This window comes from Pseudoalteromonas sp. CO342X (assembly GCF_004208915.1).
Lineage (GTDB): Bacteria > Pseudomonadota > Gammaproteobacteria > Enterobacterales > Alteromonadaceae > Pseudoalteromonas > Pseudoalteromonas maricaloris.
Genome location: NZ_SGPH01000014.1, coordinates 90,586 through 110,831 on the forward strand (window position 1 = coordinate 90,586; position 20,246 = coordinate 110,831).

Below are 20,246 nucleotides of genomic sequence, written 5' to 3' on the forward strand. Positions count from 1 at the left end.
CTTTCGTTTCTAGTCTAAGTAACTTAAGCTCGGATCAGTCGTTATGGCTGCGCTACATTGGTGATAAATTGCTGATGTAGTGCGCTGAGATTCGCCAATATTGCGTCTTTACCTTTGATATCGCTGCGTTTCAGCACGGCATCAATTGCATCAACGGACTGCAGCGTGGCAAGCTTTGATGCCGTTAGCTGGTGGCTAATATGCCAAGGCTCCGCAGCAACTCCCCCTCGATAGCAATCATAAGGCCGGTAGAAACCAAAAGTTGCTAAATGCGCATCAAGCCACAGCGAAAATTCGTGCTGATGCCCATTTTGCTGGTATTCCCATGGTTCTAGTTGAAGTGATTGTCCTGTCGGTACGAGGTTTTTGGCGAACACATCCAGATCAGTGCCCAAATGGTGGCGACTAGCACCAGGTAGGGCGGAGAACAGCATAATTGCTTTTACTTTGTCGATGTCTGAGAGATTACTCAGTTCTATCTTTCGGTTAGTGATATCAAAAACAGGACGGCGCATTGCAAACTTGCTATTCCAAATCGCTTTTTGCCTTTCAAATCCTCGATATGCGGACGCCATGTAGAACTCAAAACCTGCCCTTTTTGCAGCTTGTGAGAGGGCGCTGAGATCGGAAACGATTGCGCTGTGCACATGACGACCATGGTAAAAAAACAGATGTGATTCATTAACGCCACAAGCGCTGCATTCAGCGCTTGTAAGCATATAGCGGCTAGGCAAGTAGCTTCTCCAAGATCTTTTCATAGACTAAGGCTAATTGATCTAAGTCTTTGCAACTCACGCATTCATCGACTTGATGGATTGTGGCATTAATTGGACCAAGCTCAATTACTTTACATCCCGTTTGGGCAATAAATCGGCCATCCGACGTGCCACCTGAAGTTTCCGGTGTGGTTTGCCTTCCCGTCACTTCTTTGATGGCTGCAATCGTCACATCGAGCAATGGACCTGGCTCTGTTAAAAACGGTAGGCCATTCAGTATCCAATTCAGCTCATAATCAAGTTGATGCTTGTCTAGAATAGTAATAACACGTTGTTTGAGCTCATCGGCTGTAACTTCGGTGCTAAAGCGAAAGTTAAACTGTACTTGCAAAGAGCCCGGTATCACATTGCCAGCTCCAGTTCCGCCATTGATATTGGAAACTTGGAAGCTTGTTGCGGGGAAAAATGCATTCCCTTGATCCCACTCGGTCTGACTGAGTTCAGCAATTGCCGCTGCAGACAAGTGGATGGGGTTTTTAGCGAGATGAGGGTAGGCTACATGACCTTGCTTTCCAATCACTTTTAGGTGTCCGGTGAGTGAACCGCGACGACCATTTTTTACTACGTCGCCAAGCTCATAGCGTGATGAAGGTTCACCAACCAAGCACATATCAATTTTTTCGTTTCGGGCTTCTAATAAATCTATAACTCGAGTTGTGCCGTTCACGAAAGGGCCTTCCTCATCAGAGGTTATCAGAAAAGACAATGACCCTTTGTGGTTGGGGTGTTTTTCGATAAACCTCTCCGTTGCCACGACCATAGCTGCAAGTGAGCCTTTCATGTCAGCAGCTCCGCGGCCATGTAACATGTCATTTTCAATCACTGCAGCAAATGGCGGGTGCTGCCATTGACTCTCGTCACCAACCGGTACTACATCTGTGTGTCCAGCAAAGCAAAAATGTGGTCCGCTGTCGCCTTTTCGTGCCCAGGTGTTGAGCGTATCAACAAAGAAGTGTTCTTCGATGATAAAGCCAAGCTTTGCCAAGCGTTCATTCATTAATTGTTGGCAGCCAGCATCATCAGGTGTAACAGAAGCCCTTTGGATCAGAGCTTGAGCGAGCTTAACTACTTCGCTCATTAGGCAAAAATCTCATCATACTGTGCAGCTTTAAAACCCAAGTGATATTGACCTTGGTACTGCAAAATAGGGCGTTTTATCATGGCTGGTGCCGCCAAAAGGTGTTGCTTAGCTGACTGCGCATCGAGATTTTGTTTTTGTTCTTCGCTAAGCGCTCGGTATGTGGTCCCGCGTTTGTTTAACACGTTTTCCCAGCCAAGTTGGTCAATAAAAGCAGTGAGTAGAGCTTCGTCTAATCCATCTTTGCGATAGTCGTGAAAGGTGAATTCGATATTGTTGTCTTGGAGATATTTTTTGGCTTTTTTAATGGTATCGCAGTTGCTGATCCCATACATGGTGATTGTCATAAAGCACACGCCCTTGCAATTGTGATTATCGGCTCTTTGGCCGCAGATACTTGTTTTAAAGGATAATAACACGCACCAAGCTTTTGTGCATTGAGTAGCACAATGGCGGCCATGGTTTTTGCTTCACTGAGTGGAATATCAAAAAAGCATAGCGGCTCTCCAAGCTTAATCGTGGTTTTGCCAAAGCTGTTTGCTTTGAGATATTCGGGTTTGGCAAACTCATTGCCGATTTCTAAGCTCAGTAACATTTTTAAGCCGTTATTGGCGTGTAAAATGTATTCGCAGTTATTTTTTCTGATCTGGATTAGTTTTCCGTTACAAGGAGATAGCAACAAAGGCACACGCATTTGTACGCAAACGCCTATTCCTAACATACCAGACGCAATCGCCGCGTTTGGATGCGTACTGAGCGGTAAGACTTTGCCGGAAAAAGGACTTGGAATATGCGCAATCGGGTTTGCGATTTGGGAGATTGGCCGATATTGGATTGGTGGTGAGAGTTCAATCAAAGTAATAAATATCCATCTTTTTTGAGCGCTTGCATCGCTTGCTGGATTTGGCTTTCTTTTACCAGAATATAATCGGTATCGTATGTTGATAAGGTAAAAATAGAGACGTTGGACTTTGCTAGCACACCAGAAATATTAGCCATAATACCCGTCAGCGAAAATCCCAGCGGGCCAACGACTTCCAATGCTCTCCAATGACTTTCAGCCGCGAGGCTACTGACTGCGATATCTGACGCGCAAACGATAGAGAGTTCATCCTCAGTTTTGGCAATAAAAAAGATTTCACTGTTTAACACTGCTTGTGGAACAGCGTCATCGCAATCCAAGCTATGTATCGTAAATTCTTGTTTGAGCAATTGCAGCGTTTGCTTTGACATTACCAACCCTTGTTTTTGGAAAAATACCAATTGGTATAATTCATAGTATAGCGAAGTCAATTTAAAGACCAGAGCGTTCGCCCGAATTCTAGGCAAAAGAAAGGATTAGTGAGATGAAAAAGAAAAGGGCTCATGCATTGAGCCCTTGGTATAAAGATTATTCTTCGATTTGTGTTGCCTGAATAGCAGTCAAGGCAATGGTGTACACGATGTCATCAACCAAAGCCCCGCGGCTTAGGTCGTTAACCGGCTTACGCATACCTTGTAACATAGGTCCGATGCTAACAAGTTCAGCACTTCGCTGCACCGCCTTGTATGTGGTGTTACCTGTATTTAAATCTGGGAAGACAAATACCGTTGCTTTACCAGCGACTTTGCTGTTTGGCGCTTTTTTACGTGCGACATTTTCCATAATGGCAGCATCGTATTGCAGCGGCCCGTCAATATCGAGATCAGGGCGTTTCTTTTGTGCGATCTCTGTGGCTTCACGCACTTTTTCTACATCTGCACCTTGTCCTGATGTTCCTGTGCTGTAACTGATCATGGCAACGCGAGGCTCAATGCCGAATGCTGCAGCGGAATCTGCAGATTGAACTGCAATATCTGCTAACTGCTCTGCCGTTGGATCTGGGTTAATTGCGCAGTCGCCGTATACTAACACTTGGTCCGGTAGCAACATAAAAAATACTGAGCTTACCAACGACGCGCCTGGTGCCGTTTTGATTAACTGCAGTGGTGGGCGAATGGTATTGGCGGTGGTATTTACCGCACCAGATACTAAGCCATCAACTTGGCCTTCGGCTAACATCATGGTGCCGAGCACGACGTTATCTTGCAGTTGCTCTGCCGCAACAACCTCGGTTAGGCCTTTGTTTTTACGTAGCTCAACCATAGGCGCAATGTACTTTTGCAGCTCTTCTTCAGGAGATAAGATAGTCACGTTTTCATTCAGCTCAACACCTTGTTGCTGGGCGATACGCTCAATTTCTTCTCTGTCTCCAAGTAGTACGGTTTTAGCGATATTTCGCGCACCACAGATAGCAGCTGCCTTAATCGTTCTCGGCTCATTACCTTCAGGCAGCACAATGGTTTTGCTTGCACGTCTAGCTAAATCAGTTAGCAGATAACGAAACGCAGGAGGGGAGAGTTTGCGAGTTTTTGCGACCCCTTTGGCCAAACTTTCCAGCCATTCGCTATCGATGTGACGGGCGTTGTGCTGCTTTACGCGCTCGATGCGCTGCTCGTCATCGCTGGGCACTTCCATATTGAAATTGTGTAATAGCAAAGAAGTGCGCCAAGTATCAGCCTCAGTAGCGAGAATAGGCAGACCTGTATCCATCGCTTGCTCACATAAGGTCATGATCTTCTCTTCTGGTTTGAATCCACCAGTTAACAAGATAGCGCCAATCTTGGTGCCATTCATGGCCGATAAACACGCAGCGACTAGGATATCTGAACGATCGCCTGGAGTAACCAACAGGGCACCTGGCGTAAAGTGATTAAGAATGTTCGATACTGTTCTTGCACAGAAAGTAACACGGCGCAGACGACGGTGCTCCATATCACCCGCATTGATGATTTCGGCTTTTAAATAATTGCTTAAGTCGATAACTCGCGGCGCAACTAAGTCAAAGTCCCATGGTATGGCACCTAAAAGTTGAAATGGATGTTTTCTGAAAATAGGCAGCGATGCCAAACGATTCATTTCGTTTTCAAGCTCTTCTGGTTTGTATTGATCAACCAGATCGGCGCGCGCTCTGCCATCTTCATCCAGCGGTGCATTCACTTTATTGAAAATACAACCCAATACGCGAGGGTGGTTTACACCGCCATAATTGCCTGCAGCAATCTCTAAACGGTCTTCAAGCTCGTCGATAGAGTCATTACCCGGCGTTAAGACAAACACAATATCTGCACCTAATGTTTGCGCAATCTCGCGGTTTACACGGCCAGCGTAAGGTTGACGACGGGTGGGTACCATTCCTTCAATGATGGCAACTTCATCGTCTTGTACTGTGCCTTCAAAGCGCTCCACAATTTCTTCTAACAAATCATCGCCTTTACCATCACCTATCATTTGCTCAGCGTAGCTCAGCTCAAAGGGCGTGGGTGGGGCAATGGTTGAACCTTGCTGAACGATGAGTGTTGACTTCTCAGGGCCGACTTCATCTTTACGAGGTTGTGCGATTGGCTTGAAGAAGTTTACTTTTACCGCTTTTTGTTCCAGTGCTCGGACTATTCCTACAGACACCGACGTCAAACCAACGCCCGTTGAAATAGGAATAAGCATAATACGACGACCCATCATTACACTCCTTTAGCAAGCGTAGCTGCGTCGTTGGCAATCACCCATTCTTCATTGGTTGGGATGACCATAGCGACAGGAGAGTGAGACTCATCAGTGATCACACCTTGATTTCCAAAGCGTGCGTTGAGGTTACGCGCTTTATTGATATGCATGCCAAGGAAGTTAAGCTGGTTTACTACTTTTTCACGGATAACGTCAGAGTTTTCGCCAATTCCACCGGTAAATACAAGTGCATCTAAACCGTTTAGTGGTACCAAGAAGCTAGCAATTTGTTTGGCTAAACGATAACAGAAAATATCAAGCGCCAGTGTTGCTTGAGGGTGGTTTTCCTGTGCAGCTTCTTCAATCGTTCGGCAATCGTTAGAAAGCTCACTAATACCTAGAAGGCCACTTTGTTTATTCAACAAAGTGTCAATTTGCTGTGTTGAATAGTTCAGGTGGTTAACTAAAAACGAGAACAAGCCCGGATCAATATCACCACTTCGGGTGCCCATCACTAGACCCTCTAATGGTGTTAAGCCCATGCTGGTGTCCACCGATTTACCGTCTTTAATCGCGGTAACGGAACAACCATTGCCTAAGTGTGCGGTAATAATACGAGATGGCTTATCTTTTAAGCCTAAAATCTCAATGGCCTGCGCCGATACATAAGCATGGCTGGTGCCGTGGAAACCGTAACGTCTAACACCATGTTCACGATATAGTGAATAAGGTAGGGCATAAAGGTACGCTGTTTGATCCATACTTTGATGGAAAGCCGTATCAAAGACAGCAATTTGCGGTAGATGCGCAAATGCGGCTTGAGCTGCGCGGATCCCAAGTAGGTTAGCTGGATTATGTAAAGGCGCCAGACTAGCCGTTTCTTGGATAGCATTTATAACGGAGTCATCGATAATGACAGATTGTGTAAAGCGCTCACCGCCGTGTACCACGCGATGGCCGACAGCAACAAGATTTGCGTCTAACGCGAGATCTTTGATGAGTTTTACAAGTGTCGTGATCGCAACTTGGTGCGCATCACCACTATTTAGGGGCACGATTTCCTTGTTGCCTTGGAACTTATATTTAATTTGTGGTGATTGTTCAGCTAGGCGTTCAGCCAGACCTGATAATATCTCCTCTCCCGTTGCGTTATCGATGATTGCAAACTTAAGACTGGAGCTTCCACAATTAAGAACCAAAACATGCTGAGATGACATAATGACTTTCCGTTTTGACAATAACAGTTATTGCGTATTAAGCTTAAAGCTATAGCGCATATAAGCTACGCATTTAGACTAAGGTATAGTTGACAGTAAAGACGTCGATTTTACCTCATTTTTTATATAAAAGTTAGCACCTAGGAGTTATGATGCAAAAAAGTCTTATTTCGCAAGTGCAACTTGGACGTCAATACTCGAAAGAGTGGCCTATGCGCAAGGAATTAGCACCGTTGTTCCCCGAATTTAGGGTGATCAAGGCGACAGAACTTGCTTTAAATACAATGCCTATGCTGGCGGTGTTTACCCTGTTTTTGCAGACCAGCCAATTGGGTTTTCAATATTTGCCGCAAGCCATTGCGATTGCTTTGTTCTTTTTATCGCTTCCTGTCCAAGGATTATTATGGCTTGGTAAAAGAGCTGAAACGCCGTTAAATCCGGCTTTGTATTCTTGGTATACAGAACTGCATCAAAAGATGGTTGCCAATGGCTACGATGCACCCCTGTCCTCAAGAAAACCTAGATATAGAGATTTAGCGCGATTGCTAAAAGATATGTTCGATAAAATGGACAAAGCGTTTACGCAAGAAAATCTGTAGTTTCTGTTTTCCTGCCTACCAAGCAAGTAGGCAGCGATTTGCTCATAATTAGTGATCTGATGTTGGGTTACTTGCGCTGATATTCGTTTATCAAAAACGAGAGCGTGATTTCGATATGGTCCATCTTCTGTAATCTGTCCATGTGTTGTTGCTTAAATTTCCAAGCAAATGGCGTCATCATGATTAGGTGTTCAACACACTCAAATTCCATTCTGTGTGTTTGTTGTAATTTAGTCCGTTCAACCAATTCAAACCCTTGTGGTGTTTCTGGTGCCTTGTGTAGCTTTACATTGTCATAAATCAGAGACTTGAGTTCGAATAGATGGTGTTCACCGGGTGAGACGACATACAAACTGCCTGATGGTTTGCATAGACGGGCGAGCTCCTCGGCGAACACTGGCGCAAAAATACTCACAATCACATCTGCAAATTCATTTTCAAAAGGAGCCTCTTTGATGGAGGCTACGCTAAATTCTACTTGAGGATAGCGTTTAGCGGCATAGCGGACAGCAGGCTTTGCGATATCGACCCCGTAGACTTTGGCATTCTCGCAGCGATTTGCGATTTCATGGGTGTAAAAGCCTTCACCACATCCTAAGTCCAGCAGGGTAGTCGGTGCTTTTTCAGAGACAATTTGTGCAAGCCTATCACGTAGAAAGTGATAATGATCGGTTTCGAAGAATGCCCGACGCGCCGCAACCATTTCTTGATTGTCGCCCGGCTGTTTTGACTTTTTATTTTGCACGGGTAGTAAGTTGACATAGCCTTCTTTGGCAATATCAAATTGATGATTATTATTGCAGCTGTAGCTTGCACCGCCTTGATATAAAGGCAGTTTACACAGTGGACAGCGGTAGTGGGAGATCATTTGTCTAAGTATTCCCTATCAAAAAAAGTTTTTACCCAATGTGGGCGATATGTAATGAGTAAGGTGATGGCCATGCCATTTAACATGGCTTCAGGGAACCACATTATTACGGCAAAATGGAGATAATTGTCTGCCAACTGATACCAAGTATAGGCATCGATTGCATAATAATAGAATGCGCTTAGAAGTATCTTTAAACAGCCCACCGTACCTGCGAAAATAAATGCACAAACAAAAATATAAACGAAAAAGTGCCGCGGTAAATGATGATAGCAAAGGGCAAAGAGTCCATAGCTTAAGTAGACAGGTATCAGTGCAGTAAACAGCCAAAAATTACCAAACTCCACCAAGGTAAAAGCACTAAAGTAACTATGGACGAAGCAGGCCAAAGTTGCACTTAACGCACCCAGTCGCCAACCTAAAATTAACGTTACTGCTGTTATTCCAAGAATATGAATGTTCAGCTCAGGTAAAATGCCTGCTTTTATTTGCCACAGCAACGTGAGGACAACCGCACAACTTAATACGCCGGTTTGTCTGGCTGGTACTTGTAGTAATTGCTGGTATTCTTTGCGATGAAAACTGAGTAAAAATAACCCAAGGGCAGCGATAAACGTCACGTTTCTATCCAGTTTTTAAAATTGGTGATTTTGCTCTATGCCGAGCACTGTATTCACAGTCTCGGCGGAAAAAGCAGATGATTAAATGTCGAAAGTTGCCCAAATTGGTGCGTGATCAGAGGGCTTATCAATTCCTCTCAATTCGTAATCTATGTCACTTTCAATACATTTCGCAGTTAATGGAGCGGTTGCTAAAACCACATCTATGCGCAGACCTCGGTTATCATCAAACCCTTTTGAGCGGTAGTCAAACCACGAATATTTTTCGGTTGCATCAGGTGTCAGCACTCTAAATGTATCTTTAAAGCCCCAATCTAGCAGTGTTTTTAACCACTCGCGCTCTTCTGGTTGGAACGAGCATTTACCCGTCTTTAACCAACGCTTGCGGTTTTGCTCACCAATACCAATATCCGCATCAAGTGGAGAAATATTAATATCGCCCATGACAACAAGGTTAGATTGAGGATCGGCAAAATCATTCAAGTGGGTCATGAGATCTGCATAAAATTGTCTTTTATACGGAAATTTAGTTTCATGGCTGATGTTATCACCTTGAGGGAAGTAACCATTCATAACGGTAACTTCATTACCTGAATCGCTTTCAAATGTACCGCTGATCATGCGACGTTGTGATTCTTCAGTATCCGTTGCGAAGCCTTTTTGGATAGCTTTTGCAGGTTTCTTGGAGAGTAGTGCCACACCGTAATGCGCCTTTTGACCATGGAAGTAAACATGGTAGCCAAGTGCTTCTACATCGTCGATAGGAAAAGCTTCGTCATGGACTTTAATTTCTTGCAGTCCAATGACATCAGGTTGGTGTTTTTCAATCAATGCCTGTAATTGATGCAGTCTAGCTCTGAGGCCGTTTATATTAAACGAAACAATTTTCATAGCGCTCTCTTTAGATTCTTGCTGTTATTTGGCAAAGTTTATCACTTAAAAACGAGAGGGTCAGCGCTTGGGTGAAATTACTTCTTTAGTCAGCTGATAAGCATGTTGGCAGTTGTTAAATTTTGCACAAGTTTAGCGAGAGGATAACGAGGATTTTAGCTTAGTGTAAATAGATCATTAAATAACCAAAATTGCATGATTTAGCTGTTTACTTATTCGTCGTTGTAATTATAATCCGCGCCGAATCGTTCAATTGGGGTATATTATGCTTAAATCTCTCTCTTTCTTTGGTCTTGTTTCTTTGGTTTCTACAACGGCTTTCGCTTCACAGGTTGAGTTCACTCAAGCTGACGCATCACCAGCGACGAAAGTATGTGCTGTTGCAGCAGAGCAAGGTTTCAGTGCAGCACGTAAAGAAGCTGCATCACTAGGCTTATTTATTTCTCGCTTCTCACCAAGCATCCACTGTAATGGTGAAGATATCCGTGAGTTTGCAAAAGCGGCAAAGCGCTCGCAAAAGCAAGAAAAGAAAGTTGAGCTAATCGCTGAAAAAACAGATACCGCAACTGAGCTATGTTTAGATGCAGTACGTCACGGCGTTAATCACTTACGTTTGAACAACCAACAGGTTCGCAACTTACGTTGTAACGATATGCCTGTTAAGCAATTTGTTAAAGAATTCAGAAACGCAGCAATTTAATCAAATTGATGTAAAGAGAAGAGGGGCAGTTAGCCCCTTTTTTATTGGTTGTTATTTAGGTTTGCATCACGGTATTTGGCGTAACAGACCAAAGCCGCCAAGCCTGCCACAGGAATAGAAATCATACTTACCCAACCACCTGTATATAAAATGGCCAGTAGCATTCCAATATCAATACCGCCGATAACACAATCAGAATGACCACTTTCTGAAACCCGACAATCTAGTACTGCAACACTAAGCTCAGCAATGAGTAAACCAAATAAAGGCGCAATGGCAAGAAACCCTAGGCTCACCGCTAGAAGTTTCAATCGCTTTTGTGACATGTGCATCTCCTTATTTATCACTTTTGAGCATTAGCGTGATTAATCTTATCTGAGAAGTTGCTCTGGCCAAATAGAAATCAGTGGAAAGTAACTAACCTGAGCTGCGGATAATTAATGCCTTTCTAGCAGCCAGTTTTAGCGCTAACTGCGTTGAATTCACTTCCAATAGCCAGCTATTGGTGCGTAAATTCGTCTTGCCTACAGGATGTAGGTACCTTAGCGAGAGCAGGACGCGGAAGCGGTGTTTTCCCTAAAACTCTTAGGCTAGACAAGGAAAAAACTAAGTTGTACTTTAGAAACAATGAGTTGAAATATTCCTTATCCAAACCTCAGGTTAACTAGATTGAACATTACAGTGCTTAGATAATTGTTTGCTATAATCCGCTCAATTTTGGTAATAGACACTGATCTCCAATGACATTTAGCGAGTTACAACTTCACCCTGAACTACTAAGCGCAATTACTGAGCTTGGGTTTGAGTCACCCACACCAATTCAAGAAAAGAGTATTCCACTTCTGCTCAGTGGTTGTGATTTAATTGCAAGTGCCCAAACTGGAACCGGTAAGACTGCCGCCTTCATGCTGCCGATTTTGCACTCCATGCTGATAGGCGCCACGCAAGGTGAGAAATCGGTTAGGGCATTGATATTAACGCCGACTCGTGAGCTGGCACAGCAGGTTGCAGAGCATACTGAAAAGTTAGTGATGAACACTAACTTGAATGTCGTGTGCTTATATGGCGGTGCAAATATTGGCCCGCAAGAAAAGCGCTTAAGAGCGGGTGTAGACGTAGTGGTTGCGACACCTGGGCGTTTACTTGACCACCTAATCAAAGGCACATTAACACTCAAAAATATTCAACACTTGGTCTTCGATGAAGCAGATCGCATGTTAGATATGGGGTTTATGGGGGAAATTAAGCGGATCATGCGCACTATGCCGCTTAAGCGTCAAACGTTGCTATTTTCAGCTACGGTTGACGATGCTGTGTTATCCCAAGTAAAACCTTGGTTGAACGACCCTAAGCGAGTAGGAGTTGAATCCCAAAACAGCACCGCAAGCACAGTTACGCAAACTTTCTATTCGGTAGACGAAGATCGCAAACGTGAATTGATCTCCCACTTGATTGGCAAAAATAATTGGCATCAGGTACTGGTGTTTACTCGCACAAAAAATAGTGCTGATAGCTACACAAAAGAATTGAATAAGGATGGCCTTAAAACCGCAGCGATCCACGGTGATAAGTCTCAAGGCGCGCGTGACAAAGCGCTATCTCAATTCAAATCAGGTGAAATTCGCGTCTTAGTTGCAACGGATGTAGCAGCTCGTGGCATTGACATTGACTCGCTAAACTATGTCTTCAATGCTGAGTTACCCTATGTTGCTGAAGACTATGTGCACCGTATCGGCCGTAGTGGTCGTGCTGGACAAAATGGCCAAGCCATTTCGCTTGTGAGTATTGATGAACAGTGGCTACTAGAAGAAATAGAAATTTTCTTAGATGAGCGATTTGCACCGCAATGGCTGCCAGGCTATGAACCTGATTTAACCAAAGAGCCTAAAGACACTCGCCGTAATTCTGGTAAATCTAAGAAGCAAAGAGACAAAAAGCGTATTCTAGGAACAAGAACCAAGCGTAAAAGGAAGTAATGGCTTAGCGCTAAAGCTTATGTTTGGCTTCTCTCATCCAAACATAAGCATCATTGGCCATTAATTGCTAGTAGAGGTTTTGATATAAACAGCTGCCCCAGATACAGATAAAAACGATAAGTGCGATCAATACGCCTGCAGAGCCCAAGTCCTTGGCAAGCCCCGACAGTGGATGGATTTCTAAACCGACTCTATCAATTGTTGCTTCAATAGCGGTATTTACTATCTCTGCAAACATCACAAACAGCGTTGCACAAAACAGCATAACGCGCTCATAGAGTGAAAGTTCAAGTGTAAACAGCAAAATGATAGTAACCAGCAGTAGAATAAGCTCTTGCCGAAAGGCGGATTCATTTTTTGTGAGCCAATTAAACGCTCTAAATGAGTGTCCAAGCGCCAGCAATAGTCGTTTTGCTCCAGTTGGCTTATTGGTGTTATCAAAATGCATTAGTTTCTCCATTAGTTGCGAGTAATTGAGTTCGACAGGTTGCGAATATGTCATTTTTGGACTGATAGGTTTTCGAATTAACTTGGGTTAAGCCAAGTAACGTATCGTAGATATTGTCATGAGAAAGGGGTTGCTGTTTTACAGCGTCAATGCAACCACTGTAGCTTTTATTTGTTAGGCGATTACTCCAATAAATCATCGGGATCTGGGTTTGCTCTTTAGGCGCAAGACGGTATGGAAAGCCATGTAAATATAATCCGGTTTCACCAAGTGATTCGCCATGATCGGAAACATAGAGCATGTTGACTGTTTCTGCGTCTAACGAAGACAGTTGTGTAATGATTTTGTGCAACACTAAATCTGTGTAAGCAATGGTATTGTCATAGGTGTTCACTAATTCTTGAGGCGTACAATTTTGGATATCGCTACGTTGGCAATCTGGGAGGAATTTTTGCTGCGTTTTAGGGTAGCGGCGGTAATAAGTTGGGCCATGCGAGCCAATCATATGTAAGACAACAACAATATTGCTTGTTTGCGCGTTGTTTATGGTAGTCATAAGTGATGGGATTAGTACCTCATCAAAGCAATACTTACCGTCGCACAGCGGGTTATCCTTGTTAGTATCAATCCGATAATTCTCAACCCGATTACATACACCTTTACAACTACTATTATTGTCTATCCAAAACACTTCGGCGCCAGCCCTGTGGATCACATCAAGCACGTTATCTTGGCTCTGAGCAAGACGGCTATTGTAATGTGCTCTATCTAGCCGTGAAAACATACAGGGTACTGAAATTGCTGTCGCTGTGCCACAAGATGACATTTTACTAAAATATTTGATGCCGTCCTGTTTAGTGTATTCGTTAGTATCTATTTTATAGCCTCCGTGTGAAAAGTTGCTTGCACGTGCAGTTTCACCAACGACGACAACGGTAATATTAGCACCTGACTTGGAAGCTAAAGCAGGTGTTTTATCTAGTAATCGAAATGGTAATGGAGGATAAAAATAGTTATCTCTCAGGTATTTATATCCTGCAATATAAAATGAAAATGGCGTGATATAGCTTGCGACTTCTTTATTGTTTCTACCAACGGAAGCATAGTTTTGATAAAAGCTAAATGCTATCAAAGAGATGAAGGTTATTGAAACAAAATTAATGAGAATAAAGGATTTTAGTCTTTGCTTTAGTGGCTGCCTGATTTTGTTTTTTGTCATTAAATAAGCAGGAATTAAACCCAAAGTTAGTACGAAAAGAACTAGATTTATATTTAAATATGAAAATGCTTCCCCTGTGTCTGTTTCAATAATATTTTGCATCATGCTTTTATCAAATATGACGCCGTAGTTTATTGATGCGTATAGCAACACACTAGATAACACAATGGTAATGAATAGAAAAGGCCGTACGAAGGTGATTAAAGAAAACCAACTAAATAGTAACAGTGTCAGGAAAAACAAAAGAATAGGGACAGACGCTAAAAATAGCCAATCGGACCACTCCTGTATTGTAGAAACATTAAAGACTTTGATAATAAATAGGCTATTAAAAGCAAAGGTACAATAAAGGGTGGCGAGAACCATCAGGCTGGTATAGCCTGATGGGGAGATATGTTTTAAAAATTTAAACATATCCAACTCCTGATGAGAAAATAAAAACTAAGTTATCTTTATTTTCTATAGAAATACTTAAGACAACCTTATGCTTTACTCTTTTAATCGATAAATTTGCTCCTGATAGGCCAAATTACTAAATAATACATGAGATAGTGCTTTTTCTTTCAAATCAATGGTGTGCGTTGTATTCACCAGTGGTTTTTGCATCTTAGTCGCCGTGTCATATTGCCAATAACTCACTTTGTTGCCTGGCATCAAAATGGCGGCTTTGTCATCTTCAATGTAGGCAAAATTATCGTAATATTGCATCATCGCTCTTTGCACTGGATATTGTTTGGTTAAGTCAAAACCAAGCATAGGCGTTGGGCGTTCAACCCCTATTAAAGAAAGCAAAGTGACAGGTAAATCAATTTGACTGACCAACCTTTTATCTTGTTTCTGATTAAAGCCTGAATTCAAAATAACGGCTGGAATATGAAAAGACTTAATAGGGACGGGCTCGGATCCATACACCCTGACATCATGATCTGCAACGACTAAAAAGATAGTATCTTGCCAATATCGGCTTTGCTTGGCCTTATCAATAAACTTTCCGAGCGCATAGTCGGCGTACTTGATAGCGAGATCTCGCGCAGGTTTATCACTTTTATGATTTGTTGGTAACATTACTTTTCCGTCAGGAATTTCAAACGGGTCGTGATTGCTAGATGTAAAGATCAAACTAAAAAATGGCTTTTCTTCTTCACTCAGCTGAGTTAGTTCTTTATCCGCTTGATTAAACAGATCTTCGTCGCTGGCGCCCCAAGACGCAACAAATTCTGGGTTTTCAATATCATCAAAGTCAACGATACGTTGAAAGCCATTTCCTAAGAAGAAGCTTTTCATGTTATCGAAGTGGCTTTCGCCACCGTAAATAAACTGTGTGGTATAGTTTTCTTTGGCTAAAATATCCGCCAACGTACAAAACTGTTGCTGAGACTTTGAAAGCTTAACGACGGAGCGTGACGGTGAAGGTACAAAGCCGGTGATCACGGCTTCAATTCCGCGAACCGATCGGGTGCCCGTTGCGTAGAGGTTCTCCAGCCCCCAGCCTTCTCGATACAGTTTATCTAACTCTGGGGTTAGATTTGCTCCCCCTAGCGAGCTGACAAAACGCGCGCCTAAGCTTTCTTCCAAGATAATCACTAAATTTTTCTTTTTACCCTGATGGTATGCCGGATTAGTGGCTAGGGTAGGAAGTGTATTTGAGATAAAACCTTGTTTGTAACTTGCTTTTCTTACTGTATCAAAAACCTTTTTTTTGGATAGCGAACCATAAAGCGCACTGGCACTTTTTTCGCTACCCATATTTTTTGCTGCGAACGCAACACTATAAGCAGAGTTGATGGTCAACGAATTAACCAATGCATCTTGTGAGAAGTAGACGGTAGCAGGGTTTAGTGGTCTATGACCCAGAGTACCTCTCGCTAATAGCGCTAAACAGATTAGACTACAAAAAGTAGAGATAGCCATATTCCGTTTTAATGGCACATCGTTGCCAATGCGAGGAAAATATCTCAAGGTGGTTATTAAAGCTAAAGTACATAAAAGTAGGGTCAATATCACTGTGCCCAAGTGACCACTCAACAACATTGACATGACTTCTTTGGGGTAAATCAGATACTCAATAAATAAACGGTTTGGTCTGATGTCGTATTGCAAAATAAATGCAGGAGTTGCAGCTTCGAGTAGTAGGACAAATGCAATACCCAACGCAATATACCCCGTTACTAGCGCCGTAAGTAAAGGCTTCAATGGTTTAGGCATAAAATAGTGTGTGACCATTAACAATAAGAGCGGTATTGCGAGATAAGCGGTAGTACTCAAATCAACTCGCAGGCCTGATATCACAAAGGTCAAAGGATCAGAGCCTGCCATTCTCTCTAACATCCAAGCTGATAGTCCTAAACGGCTAAGCGTCAAAATCACCAACAAGGACAGGAAAAACACCATGAAAGGTTGTGCATAAGGAGTTGAAAAGTGTACTTTGTTCATAGAATGTTAAGAATAGTTGCATTTATCACAAGACTATCCGACGAAACTTAAGAAAAGCTTAGGAAATCCTTCGGAATTGATGAAAGTTGAAGTTCTCTTTAGCGAATCTTAAGTTTGAGCAACTAAGCTATGTGATATTAAGCACTAGCCGAAGGTTTATTTATGAATGTGTTACTGATTGAAGATTCTGAGTCCTTGCGTCGCAGCTTAACCTTAGGGCTCTCTAAACTGGGTTTTACGGTAGATGATACGGCGGATGGTTCTAGCGGTTTGAGTATGGCGCTGATGGATCACTATGATGTAATTATTTTAGATATCATGTTGCCTAGTTTGGATGGCATAAGTGTGCTTAAAGCGCTAAGGCAACAGAAGAACGACACTCGAGTGTTGGTGTTGTCAGCAAAGTCACAACCTGAAGACCGAGTGCTGGGTTTATTAAGTGGTGCAGACGACTATCTCGCCAAGCCCTTTTCGTTTGATGAGCTGCATGCACGGCTATTAACGCTAATGAGAAGAGGGGCATTTAAACAAGATGGTGATGAAATAGTGCATGGCTTCTTGACCATTGACTTGCAGCTAAAGTCAGCGTTAATTGCAGGGCAGCGGATAGACTTAACACCCAATGAGTATAAAATTTTGGAATGTTTGTTTACTAATCAAAATAAGATTATTACACCAGAAAAATTAAGCACTTATATTACCGGCAATTTCGATAGCGTGTCGAAAAATGCCATCGAAGCTCACCTTTCTTCGCTACGTAAAAAGGTCAAAGCGCTGGGTCAATGCTTGCCAGTTAAAACTAAACGCGGGTTTGGATATTATGTTGAGCAACTACCATGAAGTCGATCCGAGGGAACTTAGTTAGCACATTATCAATTACCATCACAGGTGTTGTAGTCGCCATTTTACTCGCTACAGATTTGGCTGTGGACTCTTGGATTGACTCACAATTCGACAAAGCGATGCATACAAAAGTTGGCATGCTGATGACGTTAGTCTCTGAAGATGAAGATCATCTTGAACTGCACTTTTCCGGTGAGTTTTTACCTGAATTTACTGGCAATATCGAGCCCGAATATTATCAAATCTGGTTGAACGACCGAGTTTTTGCACGCTCTGACAGCTTAGATCTTTTTTCGCAACACGAGTTACCTTATTTGTCGTTATCACTTGGCGAGAACAAAGTGGTAAATGAAACCCTGCCAGATGGTCGTGCGGGACGGATCATATATACCCGTTTTATTCCGCAGATCCATACCCTAAAAGGGGAAAAAACATCTTTTGACGACGAACTTGTTATTGCCTATGCGGCCTCGTCAGAGGGACTGGACTTTATTCTTTGGCTCATTGATATCGTTTTTATCGTGACTATCGTATGTGTTGTGGTGTTTATTCGTGTCTTTGTGCGTAAAACGGTCGATGTTGGTCTCGCGCCGTTGAATAGCATGAACGCTCAGATAGCCAAACTAAATTTCTCTAAAGATTCAGACACCATAATATTAGAAAAGCCAGTCTCTGAGCTATTACCCGTTGAGCAAAGCTTAAACCGTTTTATCGTTGAAAACAGACAATTGTACTTGCGAGAAAAGCGCTTAACCTCAGATATTTCGCATGAATTAAAAACGCCCATTACGGAGCTTATTAATTTGGCGGAAGTTATTTCACGCTTCCCGGAAGACAATGAACTGGCGGATGACTTTGTGCCAGAAGTATTAAGAATAAGTCAGCGGATGAAAAACATCGTCACCAATGTAATGTTGCTACATAAATATGAGCAGATAAAGCTACCTAAAGACGATGTTGTTGATGTATTGCAAGTCGTCAACCGTTCGATTGGTGAGATAGCATTTGATAATGTTGAGATTCAGACAACTTGCTCCGAATGTCCAATTCAGACCAACTTAATGGCAGTCGAGAGCATCATTGGTAACTTACTGAAAAATGCCAAGCGCCACCGTGTACTGGGTTCTGAAGCACTTATCGTTGTTGAAAAGGGGGCGACAAATGGGATAAATGTTCGAGTGAGCAATCAGGTTTCCGGCGAGCTCGAAAACGTGAATTTAGCACAATTATTTGAACCACTATGGCAAAGCGACCAATCGAGAAGCGCGAATGATTGCTTTGGCTTGGGCTTGCCTATTGCTAGGACCTTTGCTGAAGCCATTGACGCGGAACTCACTGTTGCGTTGGAAGCGAGTACCATCACCTTTACATTTACCCTTTGAAGCGCTATTTAAAAGTGAGTTTCCACTGATAAACCAAGTTCCCAGCTGTCAACTTCAGGATAGTTACTTAATGGTTTAGTAAAGTCTATATGCACTACGTTTTCGTTGCTTGAACGGGCGGAATATAAACGAACTCCGAGCCCTACACTACCTAGCATTTTATTGCTTATATTTGGATGTTGTATATTCCCGGATGCTTTTCCCATATCAACAAAGCCAACGAACCCTAAATCAACAAGCTGATAAATATTAATGTTAGGGTACATACGGAGCTCGAATGAAGATTTGACCGTTTGCGTACCTTGTTGATAGCTTTGTGGGAAGCCACGGAGCCCTTCTTCTCCACCGAGTGCAAGAGGACGCTCGGCAAATTCCTTGTTTTGCCACGCAGCAATGACATCAGCATAAAAAGCAAAACTATCGCTCCAGCGATAATTTACCTTTGCAGCGAGAGTAGACCATACTCTATCACCTTGCTGCGTGCCGATTTGGGCATTGGTTGATGCTTTAAATCGGTATAAGACATCATCATTAAATAGCCATGCTTTATTGGCTGAAAACTCCCAAATTGAGCCAACTCCATCCGCTTCGGTATCAATACCTGCTTTGGCCGCAAGTGACCATCCGAGGTTGAAATCTTCACTGTGATTGATTAAGTCTACGTCCTGCAGCACGATATAATTATCTTCGATATATTGAAGACTTATCCAAGGCGCTAACAATTTGAAGTCATAAAGGTTATCCCTTATGGCTAAGTTTGGCTCGTCATAGCTGACATCTTGGTAATCGACACCAGCTATCCACCTAAGTGTGGTGGTGTTGGTTTGCTGCCATAAACGGCCATAAGCAAACTGCGCAGATGTACCATTATATCGAAACTGACTTTCTGTTTGACCGTTATGATAGATAGAAGTCGTTTGGTCTTGTGCATTAATATAAGCTCTATATAACAAAGAGCTGGAGCGCTGATAGAAAGGTTGATAAATGTCAGTCATAAATATTTGACCGTCATCATAATCATCTGCTTGCACCGTTATCATGGCATGTGGTTGCCATGGCGCAGGCATTTGCAACACGCTATGGTAACCGGAACGTTCATGGTCAGATTTGTATTTTACGGATGCTCTAACGCCATACCCTAACAAGTTTTCCTCTTTAAACCCCAGACTTAACTTATTGTTTCCACTACTTCGGCCAAAGTTTACACTGGGCAGCAAACTCCAGGTGTCCCACGTTTGCACTGATATTTTCTGTGGTTCGGCACTGCTGCATGGTTTGGCATAGTTAATTTTCGCCTCTCTGATGTATTTTTTAGCACGCAAGATCCGCTCAGCCTCTAAAATATCGGCCTCGCTGACTAGGTCACCAGCCTGAAAAGGGAGTTGAGAAGCGATAGTCGCATCTCGGGTTTCTATATGCAGCCAGTTTACGAAGTCATGGAAAGAGGTCGTTTCTGGGTCGTCCGGATTAAAAATAGGGTTTGAGTTTATTTCGATAGACTCAATCTTGATGTTTTTCTCTTGACTTGCTTTATCCGTCTGTCGCGCCATTTTGTTACTATGTTCAGCGTTATTATTGCAAAGGGAGTCGATGCTAAATGGGTCACCAGCAAACGCAGGAGTGATTGAAGTGACTAACACGAATACCGCAACGGTTTTGGCTGGCATATATGC

At 42.8% G+C, this 20,246-nt stretch carries 20 protein-coding genes; 5 read left to right on the plus strand and 15 right to left on the minus strand.

What is annotated here, in order from left to right:
* Positions 1-41: 41 nt before the first annotated feature.
* The 7 genes from EXT47_RS06475 to EXT47_RS06505 all read right to left on the minus strand — a co-directional run bounded on the left by EXT47_RS06475 (position 42) and on the right by EXT47_RS06505 (position 6,594).
* Entirely contained in the window at positions 42-758 is a 717-nt protein-coding gene (locus EXT47_RS06475) for a M15 family metallopeptidase (RefSeq protein ID WP_240701596.1), read from the minus strand.
* Entirely contained in the window at positions 727-1,854 is a 1,128-nt protein-coding gene (gene dapE / locus EXT47_RS06480; RefSeq protein WP_130126145.1) for a succinyl-diaminopimelate desuccinylase, read from the minus strand. The genes EXT47_RS06475 and dapE overlap by 32 nt, the downstream gene beginning before the upstream one ends.
* The gene (locus tag EXT47_RS06485; RefSeq protein ID WP_039497426.1) at positions 1,854-2,201 is read right to left on the minus strand and encodes an ArsC family reductase; all 348 of its coding nucleotides are present in this window, start codon (positions 2,199-2,201) and stop codon (positions 1,854-1,856) included. The genes dapE and EXT47_RS06485 overlap by 1 nt, the downstream gene beginning before the upstream one ends.
* Positions 2,198-2,710, minus strand: coding sequence for a PTS glucose transporter subunit IIA (locus EXT47_RS06490; RefSeq protein ID WP_039497428.1), 513 nt, complete (start codon positions 2,708-2,710; stop codon positions 2,198-2,200). The genes EXT47_RS06485 and EXT47_RS06490 overlap by 4 nt, the downstream gene beginning before the upstream one ends.
* Positions 2,707-3,087: an ACT domain-containing protein gene (locus EXT47_RS06495; protein ID WP_010605048.1), complete on the minus strand. Its 381-nt coding sequence runs from the start codon at positions 3,085-3,087 to the stop codon at positions 2,707-2,709. The genes EXT47_RS06490 and EXT47_RS06495 overlap by 4 nt, the downstream gene beginning before the upstream one ends.
* A 157-nt stretch (positions 3,088-3,244) precedes the next feature.
* A complete protein-coding gene (gene pta / locus EXT47_RS06500) occupies positions 3,245-5,392 on the minus strand; it encodes a phosphate acetyltransferase (protein WP_205991254.1) in 2,148 nt (715 codons plus the stop codon).
* A gap of 2 nt (positions 5,393-5,394) precedes the next feature.
* Positions 5,395-6,594, minus strand: a complete 1,200-nt coding sequence (locus EXT47_RS06505; RefSeq protein WP_045989341.1) for an acetate kinase — start codon at positions 6,592-6,594, stop codon at positions 5,395-5,397.
* A 152-nt stretch (positions 6,595-6,746) separates the two neighbouring features.
* On the opposite strand from EXT47_RS06505, the gene yfbV reads away from it, so the two are divergent.
* A complete protein-coding gene (gene yfbV, locus EXT47_RS06510) occupies positions 6,747-7,193 on the plus strand; it encodes a terminus macrodomain insulation protein YfbV (protein WP_010605045.1) in 447 nt (148 codons plus the stop codon).
* Between the two features lie 67 nt (positions 7,194-7,260).
* Here yfbV and rlmA read toward each other — a convergent pair whose 3' ends face one another.
* The 3 genes from rlmA to xthA all read right to left on the minus strand — a co-directional run bounded on the left by rlmA (position 7,261) and on the right by xthA (position 9,572).
* On the minus strand, positions 7,261-8,061 hold the full coding sequence (gene rlmA, locus EXT47_RS06515) for a 23S rRNA (guanine(745)-N(1))-methyltransferase (protein ID WP_045989340.1): 801 nt from the start codon (positions 8,059-8,061) through the stop codon (positions 7,261-7,263).
* On the minus strand, positions 8,058-8,681 hold the full coding sequence (locus tag EXT47_RS06520) for an energy-coupling factor ABC transporter permease (RefSeq protein ID WP_045963956.1): 624 nt from the start codon (positions 8,679-8,681) through the stop codon (positions 8,058-8,060). Before EXT47_RS06520 ends, rlmA begins: the two co-directional genes overlap by 4 nt.
* An 81-nt stretch (positions 8,682-8,762) precedes the next feature.
* The gene (xthA, locus tag EXT47_RS06525) at positions 8,763-9,572 is read right to left on the minus strand and encodes an exodeoxyribonuclease III (RefSeq protein WP_010373922.1); all 810 of its coding nucleotides are present in this window, start codon (positions 9,570-9,572) and stop codon (positions 8,763-8,765) included.
* A 265-nt stretch (positions 9,573-9,837) separates the two neighbouring features.
* Here xthA and EXT47_RS06530 point away from each other — a divergent pair, with 265 nt between their 5' ends.
* Positions 9,838-10,272: a hypothetical protein gene (locus EXT47_RS06530; RefSeq protein ID WP_010373924.1), complete on the plus strand. Its 435-nt coding sequence runs from the start codon at positions 9,838-9,840 to the stop codon at positions 10,270-10,272.
* Between the two features lie 41 nt (positions 10,273-10,313).
* Here EXT47_RS06530 and EXT47_RS06535 read toward each other — a convergent pair whose 3' ends face one another.
* Positions 10,314-10,598, minus strand: coding sequence for a hypothetical protein (locus EXT47_RS06535; RefSeq protein WP_130126147.1), 285 nt, complete (start codon positions 10,596-10,598; stop codon positions 10,314-10,316).
* 414 nt (positions 10,599-11,012) lie between these two features.
* Between EXT47_RS06535 and EXT47_RS06540 the strand changes: the two genes are divergently transcribed.
* Entirely contained in the window at positions 11,013-12,248 is a 1,236-nt protein-coding gene (locus tag EXT47_RS06540) for a DEAD/DEAH box helicase (protein WP_130126148.1), read from the plus strand.
* Between the two features lie 67 nt (positions 12,249-12,315).
* On the opposite strand, the gene EXT47_RS06545 is transcribed toward EXT47_RS06540, so the two are convergent.
* The 3 genes from EXT47_RS06545 to EXT47_RS06555 form a co-directional block, all read right to left on the minus strand.
* Positions 12,316-12,696, minus strand: a complete 381-nt coding sequence (locus tag EXT47_RS06545) for a diacylglycerol kinase (RefSeq protein WP_010605037.1) — start codon at positions 12,694-12,696, stop codon at positions 12,316-12,318.
* On the minus strand, positions 12,686-14,329 hold the full coding sequence (locus EXT47_RS06550; RefSeq protein ID WP_130126149.1) for a phosphoethanolamine transferase: 1,644 nt from the start codon (positions 14,327-14,329) through the stop codon (positions 12,686-12,688). The genes EXT47_RS06545 and EXT47_RS06550 overlap by 11 nt, the downstream gene beginning before the upstream one ends.
* Positions 14,330-14,404: 75 nt before the next feature.
* Positions 14,405-16,348 carry an LTA synthase family protein gene (locus tag EXT47_RS06555; RefSeq protein ID WP_226898917.1) on the minus strand — a complete coding sequence of 648 codons (1,944 nt, stop codon included), beginning with the start codon at positions 16,346-16,348 and terminating at the stop codon, positions 14,405-14,407.
* Positions 16,349-16,510: 162 nt separating this feature from the next.
* Here EXT47_RS06555 and EXT47_RS06560 point away from each other — a divergent pair, with 162 nt between their 5' ends.
* Both EXT47_RS06560 and EXT47_RS06565 read left to right on the plus strand, forming a co-directional pair.
* Positions 16,511-17,188 carry a response regulator transcription factor gene (locus EXT47_RS06560; protein ID WP_039497447.1) on the plus strand — a complete coding sequence of 226 codons (678 nt, stop codon included), beginning with the start codon at positions 16,511-16,513 and terminating at the stop codon, positions 17,186-17,188.
* A complete protein-coding gene (locus EXT47_RS06565) occupies positions 17,185-18,573 on the plus strand; it encodes a HAMP domain-containing sensor histidine kinase (RefSeq protein WP_039497449.1) in 1,389 nt (462 codons plus the stop codon). Before EXT47_RS06560 ends, EXT47_RS06565 begins: the two co-directional genes overlap by 4 nt.
* Before the next feature lie 8 nt (positions 18,574-18,581).
* On the opposite strand, the gene EXT47_RS06570 is transcribed toward EXT47_RS06565, so the two are convergent.
* Positions 18,582-20,240 (minus strand): hypothetical protein, encoded by a 1,659-nt coding sequence (locus EXT47_RS06570; protein ID WP_130126150.1) that lies wholly within the window; start codon positions 20,238-20,240, stop codon positions 18,582-18,584.
* Positions 20,241-20,246 lie beyond the last annotated feature (6 nt).

Coding starts and splice junctions, on each gene's coding strand:
- pta (WP_205991254.1), bottom strand. CDS start 5,392: ATGGGTCGTCGTATTATGCTTATTCCTATTTCAACGGGCGTTGGTTTG.
- EXT47_RS06495 (WP_010605048.1), bottom strand. CDS start 3,087: ATGTCAAAGCAAACGCTGCAATTGCTCAAACAAGAATTTACGATACAT.
- EXT47_RS06565 (WP_039497449.1), top strand. CDS start 17,185: ATGAAGTCGATCCGAGGGAACTTAGTTAGCACATTATCAATTACCATC.
- rlmA (WP_045989340.1), bottom strand. CDS start 8,061: ATGATCTCCCACTACCGCTGTCCACTGTGTAAACTGCCTTTATATCAA.
- yfbV (WP_010605045.1), top strand. CDS start 6,747: ATGCAAAAAAGTCTTATTTCGCAAGTGCAACTTGGACGTCAATACTCG.
- EXT47_RS06560 (WP_039497447.1), top strand. CDS start 16,511: ATGAATGTGTTACTGATTGAAGATTCTGAGTCCTTGCGTCGCAGCTTA.
- EXT47_RS06540 (WP_130126148.1), top strand. CDS start 11,013: ATGACATTTAGCGAGTTACAACTTCACCCTGAACTACTAAGCGCAATT.
- EXT47_RS06475 (WP_240701596.1), bottom strand. CDS start 758: ATGAAAAGATCTTGGAGAAGCTACTTGCCTAGCCGCTATATGCTTACA.
- xthA (WP_010373922.1), bottom strand. CDS start 9,572: ATGAAAATTGTTTCGTTTAATATAAACGGCCTCAGAGCTAGACTGCAT.
- EXT47_RS06505 (WP_045989341.1), bottom strand. CDS start 6,594: ATGTCATCTCAGCATGTTTTGGTTCTTAATTGTGGAAGCTCCAGTCTT.
- dapE (WP_130126145.1), bottom strand. CDS start 1,854: ATGAGCGAAGTAGTTAAGCTCGCTCAAGCTCTGATCCAAAGGGCTTCT.
- EXT47_RS06530 (WP_010373924.1), top strand. CDS start 9,838: ATGCTTAAATCTCTCTCTTTCTTTGGTCTTGTTTCTTTGGTTTCTACA.
- EXT47_RS06535 (WP_130126147.1), bottom strand. CDS start 10,598: ATGTCACAAAAGCGATTGAAACTTCTAGCGGTGAGCCTAGGGTTTCTT.
- EXT47_RS06555 (WP_226898917.1), bottom strand. CDS start 16,348: ATGAACAAAGTACACTTTTCAACTCCTTATGCACAACCTTTCATGGTG.
- EXT47_RS06550 (WP_130126149.1), bottom strand. CDS start 14,329: ATGTTTAAATTTTTAAAACATATCTCCCCATCAGGCTATACCAGCCTG.
- EXT47_RS06545 (WP_010605037.1), bottom strand. CDS start 12,696: ATGCATTTTGATAACACCAATAAGCCAACTGGAGCAAAACGACTATTG.
- EXT47_RS06485 (WP_039497426.1), bottom strand. CDS start 2,201: ATGACAATCACCATGTATGGGATCAGCAACTGCGATACCATTAAAAAA.
- EXT47_RS06570 (WP_130126150.1), bottom strand. CDS start 20,240: ATGCCAGCCAAAACCGTTGCGGTATTCGTGTTAGTCACTTCAATCACT.